This is a genomic window from Massilia paldalensis, from assembly GCF_044901715.1.
Lineage (GTDB): Bacteria > Pseudomonadota > Gammaproteobacteria > Burkholderiales > Burkholderiaceae_D > Telluria > Telluria paldalensis.
In genome coordinates this window covers 165843-179500 of sequence record NZ_JBJCIU010000003.1, presented here as the reverse complement: position 1 = coordinate 179500, position 13658 = coordinate 165843, and the positions used below count along the sequence as shown (strand labels likewise).

Annotated in this window: 18 protein-coding genes; all 18 read left to right on the top strand. The window is 65.7% G+C overall.

From position 1 onward, the window contains the following. The first annotated feature begins 8 nt into the window (after positions 1-8). The 18 genes from mlaD (at position 9) to ACI1V7_RS15400 (ending at position 13634) form a co-directional block, all read left to right on the top strand. Complete coding sequence (gene mlaD / locus ACI1V7_RS15485; RefSeq protein ID WP_404532684.1) at positions 9-482, top strand: outer membrane lipid asymmetry maintenance protein MlaD; 474 nt, start codon at positions 9-11, stop codon at positions 480-482. Beyond that, positions 479-1369 carry an MlaA family lipoprotein gene (locus ACI1V7_RS15480; RefSeq protein ID WP_404532683.1) on the top strand — a complete coding sequence of 297 codons (891 nt, stop codon included), beginning with the start codon at positions 479-481 and terminating at the stop codon, positions 1367-1369. Before mlaD ends, ACI1V7_RS15480 begins: the two co-directional genes overlap by 4 nt. Positions 1370-1420: 51 nt before the next feature. Further along, entirely contained in the window at positions 1421-2065 is a 645-nt protein-coding gene (locus ACI1V7_RS15475) for an MlaC/ttg2D family ABC transporter substrate-binding protein (RefSeq protein WP_404532682.1), read from the top strand. A 4-nt stretch (positions 2066-2069) separates the two neighbouring features. Further along, positions 2070-2345, top strand: a complete 276-nt coding sequence (locus tag ACI1V7_RS15470; RefSeq protein ID WP_404532681.1) for an STAS domain-containing protein — start codon at positions 2070-2072, stop codon at positions 2343-2345. A gap of 179 nt (positions 2346-2524) precedes the next feature. Then, positions 2525-3460 (top strand): ABC transporter ATP-binding protein, encoded by a 936-nt coding sequence (locus ACI1V7_RS15465; protein WP_404532680.1) that lies wholly within the window; start codon positions 2525-2527, stop codon positions 3458-3460. Next, positions 3457-4224, top strand: coding sequence for an ABC transporter permease (locus tag ACI1V7_RS15460; protein ID WP_404532679.1), 768 nt, complete (start codon positions 3457-3459; stop codon positions 4222-4224). Before ACI1V7_RS15465 ends, ACI1V7_RS15460 begins: the two co-directional genes overlap by 4 nt. A 21-nt stretch (positions 4225-4245) precedes the next feature. Next, a complete protein-coding gene (locus ACI1V7_RS15455) occupies positions 4246-4482 on the top strand; it encodes a BolA family protein (protein ID WP_404532678.1) in 237 nt (78 codons plus the stop codon). Positions 4483-4484: 2 nt separating this feature from the next. Further along, positions 4485-5735 carry a UDP-N-acetylglucosamine 1-carboxyvinyltransferase gene (gene murA / locus ACI1V7_RS15450; protein ID WP_404532677.1) on the top strand — a complete coding sequence of 417 codons (1251 nt, stop codon included), beginning with the start codon at positions 4485-4487 and terminating at the stop codon, positions 5733-5735. A 144-nt stretch (positions 5736-5879) separates the two neighbouring features. Continuing rightward, complete coding sequence (gene hisG / locus ACI1V7_RS15445; protein ID WP_404532676.1) at positions 5880-6554, top strand: ATP phosphoribosyltransferase; 675 nt, start codon at positions 5880-5882, stop codon at positions 6552-6554. Next, on the top strand, positions 6551-7873 hold the full coding sequence (gene hisD / locus ACI1V7_RS15440) for a histidinol dehydrogenase (protein WP_404532675.1): 1323 nt from the start codon (positions 6551-6553) through the stop codon (positions 7871-7873). The genes hisG and hisD overlap by 4 nt, the downstream gene beginning before the upstream one ends. Further along, positions 7870-8697, top strand: a complete 828-nt coding sequence (locus ACI1V7_RS15435; RefSeq protein WP_404532673.1) for a DNA-methyltransferase — start codon at positions 7870-7872, stop codon at positions 8695-8697. Before hisD ends, ACI1V7_RS15435 begins: the two co-directional genes overlap by 4 nt. Positions 8698-8803: 106 nt before the next feature. Next, positions 8804-9892: a histidinol-phosphate transaminase gene (gene hisC / locus ACI1V7_RS15430; RefSeq protein ID WP_404532672.1), complete on the top strand. Its 1089-nt coding sequence runs from the start codon at positions 8804-8806 to the stop codon at positions 9890-9892. Then, the gene (hisB, locus tag ACI1V7_RS15425; RefSeq protein WP_290412853.1) at positions 9892-10482 is read left to right on the top strand and encodes an imidazoleglycerol-phosphate dehydratase HisB; all 591 of its coding nucleotides are present in this window, start codon (positions 9892-9894) and stop codon (positions 10480-10482) included. Before hisC ends, hisB begins: the two co-directional genes overlap by 1 nt. 12 nt (positions 10483-10494) lie before the next feature. Further along, positions 10495-11133, top strand: coding sequence for an imidazole glycerol phosphate synthase subunit HisH (gene hisH, locus ACI1V7_RS15420; protein WP_404532671.1), 639 nt, complete (start codon positions 10495-10497; stop codon positions 11131-11133). A gap of 55 nt (positions 11134-11188) precedes the next feature. Continuing rightward, positions 11189-11965 (top strand): 1-(5-phosphoribosyl)-5-[(5-phosphoribosylamino)methylideneamino]imidazole-4-carboxamide isomerase, encoded by a 777-nt coding sequence (gene hisA, locus ACI1V7_RS15415; protein ID WP_404532670.1) that lies wholly within the window; start codon positions 11189-11191, stop codon positions 11963-11965. Between the two features lie 121 nt (positions 11966-12086). Next, positions 12087-12848, top strand: coding sequence for an imidazole glycerol phosphate synthase subunit HisF (gene hisF, locus ACI1V7_RS15410; RefSeq protein ID WP_290412850.1), 762 nt, complete (start codon positions 12087-12089; stop codon positions 12846-12848). 8 nt (positions 12849-12856) lie between these two features. Continuing rightward, positions 12857-13288, top strand: a complete 432-nt coding sequence (hisI, locus tag ACI1V7_RS15405; RefSeq protein ID WP_404532668.1) for a phosphoribosyl-AMP cyclohydrolase — start codon at positions 12857-12859, stop codon at positions 13286-13288. 4 nt (positions 13289-13292) lie between these two features. Further along, on the top strand, positions 13293-13634 hold the full coding sequence (locus tag ACI1V7_RS15400; protein WP_290412848.1) for a phosphoribosyl-ATP diphosphatase: 342 nt from the start codon (positions 13293-13295) through the stop codon (positions 13632-13634). Positions 13635-13658 lie beyond the last annotated feature (24 nt).

The following is a 13658-nucleotide window of genomic DNA, read 5'->3' as shown; positions in this document are numbered from 1 at the left end:
GAAAATCTATGCATCGTAAATCCATTGACGTCTGGGTTGGACTGTTTGTCCTGTTGGGTGCGTTATCGCTCCTATTCCTGGCGCTGAAAGCCGGTAACATGAGCACGATCTCGTTCAGCAAGACGTATGCGGTCACCGGCAAGTTCGACAACATCGGCGGCCTGAAGCCGCAGTCGCCCGTCAAGAGCGCGGGTGTCGTGGTCGGCCGCGTCGGCGACATCACCTTCGACGACAAGAGCTTCCAGGCCATCGTGCGTCTCGACCTGGACCCGGCTTACAAGTTTCCGAAGGACAGCTCGCTGAAGATCCTGACCTCGGGCCTGCTGGGCGAGCAGTACATCGGCATCGAGGCGGGTGGGGATACGAACAACCTGGTCGAGGGTGACCGCATCAACCGCACCCAGTCGGCAGCCGTACTCGAAGACTTGATCAATCAGTTTATTTATAGCAAAGCAGCAGATGGAAAGGACGCTGATAAATGAAAAAACGTAATGCATCCGGCCAGTCTCGCGCCCGAGGCCTGATGGTGGCAGCCGGCGCCGCCCTGCTGCTGAGCGGCTGCGCCACCAACAACCCGCGTGACCCGCTGGAGCCGTTCAACCGTGCGATGTTCAGCTTCAACGACGCGGTCGACCGCGCCGCCCTGAAGCCGGCCGCCACCGCCTACAAGAAAATCACCCCGAGCTTCGTGCAGACGGGCGTGAACAACTTCTTCGGCAACCTGTCGGACCTGTGGAGCTCGCTGAACAACTTCGCCCAGTTCAAGGGCCAGGACGGCTTCCAGGACCTGACGCGCTTCGCCGTCAACTCGACCATGGGCCTGGCGGGCGTGCTCGACATCGCCACCCCGGCCGGCCTGCGCAAGCACAACGAAGACCTGGGCCAGACCCTGGGCTACTGGGGCGTGCCGGCCGGTCCCTACTTGATGTTGCCGCTGCTGGGCCCATCTACGGTGCGTGACACCGCGGCGCTGCCGGGCGACTGGTGGGGCGATGCGTGGACCCACGTGAACGACGTGCCGTGGCGTAACAGCGGCATCGTGCTGCGCGCCGTCGACCAGCGCGCCAGCGTGCTGGATGCCTCGACGCTGCTGGAAGAAGCCGCGCTGGACCGCTACGAGTTCCTGCGCGACGGCTACCTGCAGCGCCGCGAGAGCCAGGTGCTGGATACCGACAAGGCGCAGGAACGTGCCGAGAAGGTCCACGACCGCATCGAGAAGGTCCAGGAAAAGCTGGGCGTCAAGAAGGCGACCGCGCCGGACGACGGTGCGGACGCCGCCGACGGCGCTGCCCCGGCTCCGGCCGAGAACGCCGCGCCCAACAACCCGCCCGTGCCGTCGCCCGCGACGCCCGCACCGGCCACGAAATAAACCATGCGGGCAGGCCGCCATGCCGGCCCGCCCGCCAGAGGAAGGAATTTCATGAAACCCATCGCACAACTGATCATGACCGCCGCGGTCGCCGTCTCCGCCAGCGTGCTGGCCCCTGCCGCGATCGCCCAGGAAGCCCCGGATGCGCTGGTCAAGCGCGTCAGCAACGACGTCATCAACAGCGTCAAGGCCGACAAGGACATCCAGGCCGGCAACCGCCAGAAGATCATCGACCTGGTCAACAGCAAGATCCTGCCCTACGTCGATGCCCAGAAAATGACCCAGCAAGCCGCCGGCCGCTTCTGGCGCCAGGCGAGCCCGGAACAGCAGAAGCAGCTGACCGATGAATTCCGCACCCTGCTGGTCTATACCTACTCGGGCGCGCTGTCGCAGATCAAGAACGAAACCGTCGAGTTCAAGCCGTTCCGTGCCGACCCGGCCGACACCGACGTCGAAGTGCGTTCGCAGGTCAACGTGACCCGCGGCGAGCCGATCACCCTGAACTACCGCCTGTCCAAGGGCCCGCAGGGCTGGAAGATCTATGACCTGAACGTGCTGGGCGCGTGGCTGGTCCAGACCTACACCAGCACCTTCAGCTCGGAGATCAGCAAGGGCGGCATCGACGGCCTGATCAAGAAGCTGCACGAGCGCAACCAGCAGCTGGCTTCCAAGCCGCTCGCCACCCCGGCGAAGTAAGCCCATGGCCGAAGCCAATCCCATGCTCTCGCTGGATGCCCTGACCTTCCATAACGCCCACGCGGCGCTGGACCAGGGCTGCGCCGCGGTGGCGGCCGGCGAGACCGTGTTCGACCTCGGCGGCGTCAAGGCCGCCGATTCGTCGGCGCTGTCGCTGATGCTGGCCTGGCAGCGCCGCGCCCGCGCGCAGGGACGCACCATCAAGTTCATCAACGTGCCGGCGAACGTCGGCGCCCTGGCGAAGCTGTATGGCGTCGACGAGCTGATCAGCCACGGCTGATCGCGTGCCGGGGTCGGCAGGGGTCAGAGTCCGGTGTTGACGGTTGGACTCTGACCCCGGTTTTCAGCCACCTGCCATTGCATCCCTCCTCATAAACCGGCCACCGAATCTAGAAATTCGGAATTCTTCTATAATGGCTCGTTTCCCTGCACGGTCCATCGATCCGGACCACCCACCGCATGACAGCAGCCATCCAGATAGATAGCGTCGAGAAGAGCTACAAGGGCTTCAAGGCCTTGAAGGGCGTGTCCCTGACCATCGAGCAAGGCGAATTCTTCGGGCTGCTCGGCCCGAACGGCGCCGGCAAGACCACCCTGATCTCCACCATCGCGGGACTGATCCGGCCGGACGTGGGCAGCATCCGCATCCATGGCCACGACGTCGTCACCGACCAGCGCCAGGCGCGCATGAAGCTCGGCGTGGTGCCGCAGGAACTGGTGTTCGATCCCTTCTTCACCGTGCGCGAGACGCTGCGCCTGCAGTCGGGCTACTTCGGCCTGAAGAACAACGACAAGTGGATCGACGAGGTCATGGAAAACCTCGACCTGACGCCGAAGGCCGACGTCAACATGCGCGCCCTGTCCGGCGGCATGAAGCGGCGCGTGCTGGTGGCCCAGGCCCTCGTGCACAAGCCGCCCGTCATCGTGCTGGACGAGCCCACCGCCGGCGTCGACGTGGAACTGCGCCAGACGCTGTGGAAGTTCATCTCGCGCCTGAACCGCGAAGGCCACACGGTGGTCCTGACCACCCACTACCTGGAAGAAGCGCAGGCCATGTGCCAGCGCGTGGCCATGCTCAAGACGGGCAACGTGGTGGCGCTGGACACCATGTCGCAGCTGCTGCGGCGCGTGTCCGGCTCCTCGCTGGTCGTGCACCTGAAGCGGGGCACGCTCCCGGAAGACCTGCGCCACCTGGTCGCCCACGACGAGCGCGATGCAGCCAACGGCAACGGCGGCGGCAACAAGTACGTGCTGCGCGTGAACGAGTATGCGGAAGTGGAGGGCATCCTGGCGCGCCTGCGCGAGTCGGGCGCCGAGATCGACGAGATGCAGCTGCAGCAGGCCGACCTGGAAGACATCTTCATCCAGATCATGGATTCCGGGAGCGCGCGATGAACTTCTTTTCCGTCGGTTTCCGGACCCTGTTCTACAAGGAGATCCTGCGCTTCTGGAAGGTCGCCATGCAGACCGTGGCGGCGCCCGTCGTCACGTCGATGCTGTACCTGCTGATCTTCGGCCACGTGCTCGAAGGGAAGGTGCAGATGCTGGACGGCGTGAACTACACGTCCTTCCTGATCCCCGGCCTCGTCATGATGAGCGTGCTGCAGAACGCGTTCGCCAATTCCTCGTCCTCGCTGATCCAGTCCAAGATCACGGGCAACCTCGTGTTCATCCTGCTGCCGCCGCTGTCGCACTGGGAAATCCTGTCGGCCTACGTGGCGGCGTCCGTGGTGCGCGGCCTGGCCGTCGGCGCGGGCGTGTTCGTCATCACGGCCTGGTTCGCCCACCTGAGCTTCGTGGCGCCCGTGTGGATCGTCGTGTTCGCGCTGCTGGGCGCCGCCATCCTGGGCACGATGGGCGTCATCGCCGGCATCTGGGCCGAGAAGTTCGACCAGCTGGCCGCTTTCCAGAACTTTTTGATCATGCCTGCAACATTTTTGGCCGGCGTGTTCTATTCGATCCAGAAACTCCCGCCATTCTGGCTGGCAGTCTCGCATTTCAACCCGTTCTTTTATATGATTGACGGGTTCCGCTACGGTTTCTTCGGCAAGTCGGACGTCTCGCCCTGGACCAGCCTGGCCATCGTCGCCGTGTTCTTCGTGGCCCTGGCGGCCGTCGCCATCAACATGCTTCGCCGCGGTTACAAACTGCGTCACTGATTTATTACAGGATTATTCATCGTGGCTACCACACCCGAACTCATCCACGGCTACCTCAAGAACGGCCTGGAGTGCACCCACCTGGAAGTGGAGGGCGACGGCCAGCATTTCACGGCCGTCATCGTGTCCCCGGCCTTCGCCGGCAAGAACCGCATCCAGCGCCACCAGGTGGTGTATGCGGCCCTGGGCGACCGCATGCGCGAGGAAATCCACGCGCTGTCGATGAAGACCCTGACCCCTGACGAGTACCGAGGATAAGCATGGACAAGCTCCAGATCGTGGGCGGCAAGCGCCTGAACGGCGACATCGCCATCTCCGGCGCCAAGAACGCGGCGCTGCCGATCCTGTGCGCGGGCCTGCTTACCAGCGGCGACCTCGATTTGACCAACGTGCCGCGCCTGCACGACGTGCGCACCATGCTGCGCCTGCTCGAGCAGACCGGCCTGAAGGTCACGCAGGACGACGAGCACGTCGTGCTCAACGGCGCCAACATCACCAGCCTGGAAGCGCCGTATGAACTGGTCAAGACCATGCGCGCCTCGATCCTCGTGCTGGGCCCGATGCTGGCCCGCTTCGGCGAAGCCCGGGTCTCGCTGCCGGGCGGCTGCGCGATCGGCTCGCGCCCCGTCGACCAGCACATCAAGGGCCTGCGCGCGATGGGCGCCGACATCACGATCGAAGGCGGCTACATCCACGCCAAGTGCGCCAAGCTGCAGGGCACGCGCATCCACACCGACATGATCACCGTCACCGGCACGGAAAACCTGCTGATGGCGGCCGTGCTGGCCGAGGGCGAGACCATCCTGGAAAACGCCGCGCGCGAACCGGAAGTGGTCGACCTGGCCAATATGCTGGTGGCGATGGGCGCCAAGATCGACGGCATCGGCACCGACCGCCTCGTGATCCAGGGCGTCGACGCGCTGCACGGCACCAGGCACGCCGTGATCTCGGACCGCATCGAGGCGGCCACCTTCCTGTGCGCCGTGGCGGCGACGGGCGGCGACATCCGCATCACCAACACCCGCACCGACATTTTCGACGTGGCGCTCGACAAGCTGCGCGAGATGGGCGTGCAGCTGACGGTGGAAGGCGACACGATCCGCGCCCGCATGGACGGCCGTCCGCAGCCGGTATCGTTCCGCACGACGGAATACCCGGGCTTCCCGACCGACATGCAGGCCCAGTTCATGGCGGTGGACACGATCGCGCGCGGCCCGAGCCGCGTGACCGAGACCATCTTCGAGAACCGCTTCATGCACGTGCAGGAACTGAACCGCCTGGGCGCGAGCATCTCGACCGAGGGCAATACCGCCTTCATCGAAGGCGTCGAGCGCCTGGTCGGCGCGCCCGTGATGGCGACCGACCTGCGCGCCTCGGCCTCGCTGGTAATCGCCGGCCTGGCGGCCGAAGGCACGACCATCGTCGACCGCATCTACCACCTCGACCGCGGCTACGACCGCATGGAGGCGAAGCTGTCGGCGGTGGGGGCGGATATCGTCCGTATCAAATAAGAAAACAATCATATTCGTTAGTCCAGGCACGTCGTCCCTGCGCAGGCAGGGACCCAATTTGCAAGCGCAGTCGAAGCGCAACAAACTTGGGTCCCTGCCTGCGCAGGGACGACGGTCTCCGGGCCGACGCGGAAAATGCTTCACATGACCACCACCACCAGCCCCCAGCTGATCCTCGCCCTTTCGAAGGGCCGCATCTTCGAAGACACGCTGCCCCTGCTGGCAGCCGCCGGCATCGAAGTGCTGGAAAATCCCGAGACCTCGCGCAAGCTGATCCTCGCCACCAACGACCCTGGCATCCGCGTGCTGATCGTGCGCGCCAGCGACGTGCCGACCTATGTCCAGCATGGCGCCGCCGACTTCGGCGTGGCCGGCAAGGACGTGCTGCTCGAGCATGGCGGCGAAGGCCTGTACCAGCCCGTCGACCTGCGCATCGCCTGCTGCCGCATGTCGGTGGCGGTGAACGCCGGTTTCGACTATCAAAACGCCGTGCACCAGGGCGCGCGCCTGCGCGTGGCCACCAAGTTCGTGCACACGGCGCGCGAGCACTTCGCCAAGAAGGGCGTGCACGTCGACCTGATCAAGCTGTACGGCTCGATGGAGCTGGCCCCGCTGGTGGGCCTGTCCGACGCCATCGTCGACGTGGTCTCCACCGGCGGCACGCTGCGCGCCAACAACCTGGTCGAAGTCGAGAAGATCATGGACATCTCCTCGCGCCTGGTCGTCAACCAGGCCGCGCTCAAGCTCAAGCGCGAGCGCCTGCAACCCATCATCGAGGCCTTCGAAGCGGCCTCCAAGCTGCAAGGGCAGGAAGCATGAACATCACCGTACGCAAGCTCGATTCCACCGCCGCCGACTTCCAGCAGACCCTGAACACGCTGCTGGCCTTCGAGGCCGAGACCGACGACGCCATCGAATCGGCCGTCGCGAAGATCCTCGCCGACGTCAAGGCGCGCGGCGACGCCGCCGTGCTGGAATACACGAACAAGTTCGATCGCATTCCCGGTGGCGCCGCCAGCATGGCCGCCTTCGACATCAAGGAAGACGAACTGCAGCAGGCGCTGGCCTCGCTGCCGGACGCCCAGCGCGCCGCCCTGGTCGTGGCCGCCGAGCGCATCCGCGTGTTCCACGAGCGCCAGAAGCAGGAATTGAACGGCTTTACCTACACCGAGCCGGATGGCACGGTGCTGGGCCAGCGCGTGACCCCGCTGGACCGCGTGGGCATCTACGTCCCGGGCGGCAAGGCCGCGTATCCGTCGTCGGTGCTGATGAACGCGATCCCCGCGCAAGTGGCGGGCGTGAAGGAAATCGTGATGGTCGTGCCGACCCCGGACGGCGTCAAGAACCGCATGGTGCTGGCCGCCGCCGCGATCGCCGGCGTCACCCGCGTGATCACGATCGGCGGCGCGCAAGCCGTCGGCGCGCTCGCCTACGGCACCGCGACGATCCCGGCCGTCGACAAGATCGTCGGCCCCGGCAATGCCTATGTCGCCGCCGCCAAGCGCCGCGTGTTCGGCACCGTCGGCATCGACATGATCGCGGGCCCGTCGGAAATCCTCGTCCTGTGCGACGGCACCACCGACCCGGACTGGGTCGCCATGGACCTGTTCTCGCAGGCCGAGCACGACGAGCTGGCCCAGGCCATCCTGCTGTGCCCGGACGCCGGCTACATCGCGCAGGTCGAGGCCAGCATCCACAAGCTGCTGCCGACCATGCCGCGCAAGGACACCATCGCCACGTCGATGACGGACCGCGGCGCCCTGATCAAGGTGCGCGACATGGAAGAAGCGTGCGCGATCGCCAACGCCATCGCCGCCGAGCACCTGGAGATCTCGGCCGCCGAGCCGCAGCAGTGGGCAGATAAAATCCGCCACGCCGGCGCCATGTTCCTGGGCCGCTTCTCGTCCGAAGCGCTGGGCGACTATTGCTGCGGCCCGAACCACGTGCTGCCGACCTCGCGCACGGCGCGCTTCTCGTCGCCGCTGGGCGTGTACGACTTCCAGAAGCGTTCGTCGGTGCTGTTCGTGTCCGAAGCGGGCGCGCAAACCCTGGGCAAGGTCGCGGCCGAGCTGGCGTACGGCGAGGGCCTGCAGGCGCACGCGAAAAGCGCCGAGTTCCGCATCAAGCCGGCGGCATGACCGCCTGGCGCGACCAGGTCTTCTGCGAGGATGCGCTGGCCGGCCTGGCGCGCATCCCCGACGGCTCCATCGACCTGGTCCTGACCGACCCGCCGTACAACCTGGGCAAGGACTACGGCAACGCCTCCGACCGCCAGAGCGTGGACGACTACCTGGCCTGGACCGAGCGCTGGATCGATGCCGTACTGCCGAAACTGAAGGACAACGGCAGCCTGTACATCTTCCTCACCTGGCGCCATGCGCCGGAAATCTTCGTCATGCTCAAGCGCCGCATGACGATGATGAACGAGATCATCTGGGACCGCCGCGTGCCGTCGATGGGCGGCAGCACCCGCAGCTTCAGCTCCGTGCACGACACGATCGGCTTCTTCGTCAAGCGCAAGGATTATTATTTCGACCTGGACGCCGTGCGCATCCCGTACGACGCCGCCACCAAGAAGGCGCGCTCGCGCTCGATCTTCGTGGGCGCCAAATGGCTGGAAGTGGGCTACAACCCCAAGGACCTGTGGAGCGTCTCGCGCCTGCACCGCGAGCATGCGGAACGGGTCGACCATCCGACCCAGAAGCCGCTCGAGATCATCGAGCGCATGGTCAAGGCCTCGTGTCCGCCGGGCGGCACCGTGCTCGACCCCTTCATGGGGAGCGGGACGACGGCCCTGGCGGCCAAGCGGCTGGGCCGGCATTTCAGCGGTTTCGAGCTGAATCCGGAGTACTGCGCCATCATCGGGGCGCGACTGGCCGCGACCGAGGTGCCGATGACGCTGGCCAAGAAGCGCAGTGCGGCGGCACGAAAAAAAGCCACCGTCGTTCCTGCGAAGGCGTGAAACAGTGCCCCGCACTGTTTCACCCCATACTGAGCCGACCTAGCATGCTTCAATTGGGTTCCTGCCTCCGCAGGAACGACGAGTTAACTATCAATAAGGAACAACCATGACCCGCATCGACACCCTCATCGCCAACACGATCCGCGAAGACGTCCGTGCCGGCCATAGCTACAACGTCCCGGATTCGAGCGGCTACCTGAAGCTCGACGCGATGGAAAACCCGTACCAGCTGCCGGACGACCTGCGCGCCGAACTGGGCGCACGCCTGGCCGACACGGTGCTGAACCGTTATCCGGTGCCCTCGTATGCGACGCTGAAGGAACGCATCCGCACCAAGCTGGGCGTGCCGGGCGGCTACGACGTCATCCTCGGCAACGGTTCGGACGAGATCATCTCGATCCTGTGCATGGCCTGCGCCAGGCAGGATAAACGCGCCGTCGTGATGGCGCCGATCCCGGCCTTCGTGATGTTCCAGCGCTCGGCCCAGTTCGCGGGCATGGACTTCGTCGGCGTGCCCCTGAAGGCCGACTTCTCGCTCGACCGCGCCGCCATGCTGGCCGCCATCGCCGAGCACAAGCCCTCGCTCGTGTTCCTGGCCTACCCGAACAACCCGACGGGCAACCTGTACGATGCCGACGACATGGTCGCCATCATCGAGGCGCTGGGCGAGACGGGCATCGTGGTGGCCGACGAGGCGTATCAGCCGTTCGCGCGCACCAGCTTCATGGAGCGCCTGCCGCAGCATCCGAACCTGGTGGTGATGCGCACGCTGTCCAAGCTGGGCCTGGCCGGCATCCGCCTGGGCTACCTGTCGGCGGCGCCGGCGCTGCTGGCCGAGTTCGAGAAGGTGCGCCCGCCGTACAACATCAACGTACTCACGCAGGTGGCGGCCGAGTTCGCGCTGGACCACCTGGACGTGCTGGACGAGCAGGCCGCGCGCCTGAACACGGCACGTACCGGGCTGGCCGCGGCGCTGGCCGCGCTGCCGGGCGTGACGGTGTTCCCGTCGAGTGCGAATTTCATCACCCTGCGCGTGCCGGACGCCGAGCGTACCTGCGCTAAACTGTTCGCAGAGCGAGTGTTGATCAAAAATTTGAGTAGAATGCATGAATTGCTGGCCAACTGCATCCGCGTGACCGTCAGCACTCCCGAAGAAAACGCCGTATTCCTGAATGCCCTGAAGGCTTCCCTGTAATGACCCGCACCGCAGACATCACGCGCAATACCAGCGAGACGCAGATCCGCGTCTCGTTGAACCTCGACGGCACCGGCCGCCAGAAACTGAACACCGGGGTGCCTTTCCTCGACCATATGCTGGACCAGATCGCCCGCCACGGGCTGATCGACCTGGAAGTCGAGGCCGTCGGCGACCTGCACATCGACGACCACCATACCGTCGAGGACACCGGCATCACGCTGGGCATGGCGGTCGCCAAGGCCATCGGCGACAAAAAAGGCATCCGCCGCTACGGCCACGCCTACGTGCCGCTGGACGAGGCCCTGTCGCGCGTCGTGATCGATTTCTCCGGCCGGCCCGGCCTGGAATGGCACGTGCCGTTCACCCGCGCCACCATCGGCCGCTTCGACGTGGACCTGACCATCGAGTTCTTCCGCGGCTTCGTCAACCACGCCGGCGTGACGCTGCACGTGGACAACCTGCGCGGCGTGAACGCGCACCATCAGTGCGAGACCGTGTTCAAGGCCTTCGGCCGTGCGCTGCGCATGGCGTCCGAGCTGGACGAGCGCGCGCTGGGCACGATTCCATCGACCAAGGGCAGCCTGTAAGGATCGATCGTCATGACGAACAGGATTGTTGTGATCGACGGCGTGGGCAACCTGCGCTCGGTGGTGCAGGCGCTGCGCGCCGTGGCGCCCGAGGCCGACGTGCAGGTATCGAACGAGGCCGCCGTCATCGACGCGGCCGACCGCGTCGTGCTGCCGGGCCAGGGCGCCATGCGCGACTGCATGCAGAGCCTGCGCGGCTCCGGCGCCGAGGAGGCGCTGCTGCGCGCGGTCGCCTCGCGTCCCGTGATGGGCGTGTGCGTGGGCGAACAGATGCTGTTCGACCTGAGCGAGGAGGGCGACGAGCCGGGCCTGGGCCTGCTGCCCGGCAAGGTCGTGCGCTTCCAGCTCGACGGCAAGCTGCAAGCCGACGGCTCGCGCTTCAAGGTGCCGCAGATGGGCTGGAACCGCGTGCGCCAGTCGCGCGCCCACCCGCTGTGGAACGGCGTGCCCGACAACAGCTATTTCTACTTCGTGCACAGCTATTACGCGGTGCCGGACAACCCCGACCACACGATCGGCGAGGCCGACTACGGCGCACCCTACTGCTGCGCCGTCGCGACGGACAACCTCGTCGCGACCCAGTTCCACCCGGAGAAAAGCGCCGCTGCCGGCCTGCAGCTGTACAAGAATTTCGTGCACTGGAATCCGTAATCCCACATCCCCCGCCGTTGTTCAACCCGATAGTCATTAACCAACCGATACGATCATGCTCTTGATCCCAGCCATCGACCTGAAAGACGGTCACTGCGTTCGCCTCAAACAGGGCGATATGGACCTTGCCACCGTGTTTTCCGAAGATCCCGCCGAGATGGCGCTGCACTGGCTCAAGAAGGGTGCGCGCCGCCTGCACCTGGTGGACCTGAACGGCGCGTTCGCCGGCAAGCCGAAGAACGAGGAAGCCATCAAATCGATCCTGACCGTGGTGCAGGACTACGCCGAAGAGATGGGCCTGGACGAGATCCCGGTCCAGCTGGGCGGCGGCATCCGCGACCTCGACACCATCGAGCGCTACCTGGACGACGGCATCAGCTACATCATCGTCGGCACCGCCGCCGTCAAGAACCCGGGCTTCCTGCACGACGCCTGCGGCGCCTTCCCGGGCTCGATCATCGTCGGCCTGGACGCCAAGGACGGCAAGGTCGCCACCGACGGCTGGAGCAAGATGTCGGGCCACGAAGTGATCGACCTGGCCAAGAAGTTCGAGGGCTACGGCGTCGAATCGATCGTCTACACCGACATCGGCCGCGACGGCATGATGGGCGGCGTGAACATCGAGGCGACCGTGCGCCTGGCGCAAGCGGTCCGCATCCCCATCATCGCCTCGGGCGGCCTGCACAACCTGGGCGACGTCGAGGCGCTGTGCGCCGTGCAGGACGAAGGCATCGAAGGCGTGATCTGCGGCCGCTCGATCTACGAGGGCACGCTCGACCTGGCCAGCGCGCAGGAGCGGGCGGACCAGCTGACCGAGGGCGCGCAGGCGTAAGCGGCCGCAACGCATCCAACGTCGCCCCTGCGCAGGCAGGGGCCCAATTTTCTGGCAGCACATGCAGAATTGGGTCCCTGCCTGCGCAGGGACGACGGCTTTTAGGCTAACGTAAAAATATATGCTCGCAAAACGCATCATCCCTTGCCTGGACGTCACCGGCGGCCGCGTGGTCAAGGGCGTCAACTTCACCGAACTGCGCGACGCCGGCGACCCCGTCGAGATCGCGCGCCGCTACGACGACCAGGGCGCCGACGAGATCACCTTCCTCGACATCACGGCGTCCTCGGACGGGCGCGACCTGATCCTGCCGATCATCGAGGCGGTGGCCTCGACCGTGTTCATTCCGCTGACCGTCGGCGGCGGCGTGCGCAAGGTCGAGGACGTGCGCCGGCTGCTCAACGCCGGTGCGGACAAGGTGTCGATGAACACCTCGGCCGTGACCAACCCGCAACTGGTGTACGACGCCGCCCAGAAGCACGGCTCGCAGTGCATCGTGGTGGCGATCGACGCCAAGCAGGTCGCGCCGGGCAAGTGGGAAGTGTTCACCCATGGCGGACGCAACCCGACGGGCCTGGACGCCGTCGAGTGGGCGCGCAAGATGGAAAGCCTGGGCGCCGGCGAACTGCTGCTGACCAGCATGGACCGCGACGGCACCAAGTCCGGTTTCGACCTGGGCCTGACCCGCGCCGTATCGGACGCGGTGGGCATTTCCGTGATCGCCTCGGGCGGCGTGGGCGGCCTGCAGGACCTGGCCGACGGCGTGCTCGAAGGCCATGCCGATGCGGTGCTGGCCGCCAGCATCTTCCACTATGGCCAGCACACGGTCGGTGAAGCCAAGCGCTTCATGGCGGACCGCGGCATCCCGATGCGACTGGAGTAAGCGAACCCATGGCAACGACGAATACGACGCCCTTGATCCCGAGCCAGCCCTGGCTCAAGAAAGTCCAGTGGGACGAACACGGCCTGGTGCCCGTGATCGCTCAGGAAGCGGCCACCGGCGACATCCTGATGTTCGCCTGGATGAACCGCGAGGCGCTGGCCAAGACCGTGGAACTGGGCGAGGCTGTGTACTGGAGCCGCTCGCGCAAGAAGCTGTGGCACAAGGGCGAAGAGTCCGGCCACGTGCAGAAGGTGCTGGAAATCCGCCTCGACTGCGACGAGGACGTGGTGCTGCTGAAGGTCGAGCAGGCCGGCGGCATCGCCTGCCACACGGGCCGCCATTCCTGCTTCTTCCAGAAGTTCGACAATGGCGACTGGCACAGCGTCGAGCCGGTCCTGAAGGATCCGGACACCATCTACACCCCACCGAAGAAGAAGTGAACCCATGAGCGACATCCTGGACCGCGTGGCCGCGGTCATCGCATCGCGCAAGCCGGAAGCGGGCGGCGACCCCGCCACCTCCTACGTGGCGAAGCTGTTCGCCAAGGGCGACGACGCCATCCTCAAGAAGATCGGCGAGGAAGCCGTCGAGACCGTCATGGCCGCGAAGGACGTGCGCGCCGGCGCGGACCCGTCCAAGCTGCTGTACGAAACGGCCGACCTGTGGTTCCATTCGATGGTGCTGCTGGCCAAATTCGACCTGACCCCGCAGCAGGTACTGGACGAGCTCGCACGGCGCGAAGGCATCTCCGGCATCGAGGAAAAAGCGTCGCGTCCGCGCGACTGATCGTCACTTTGTTTCTGGCAGTCA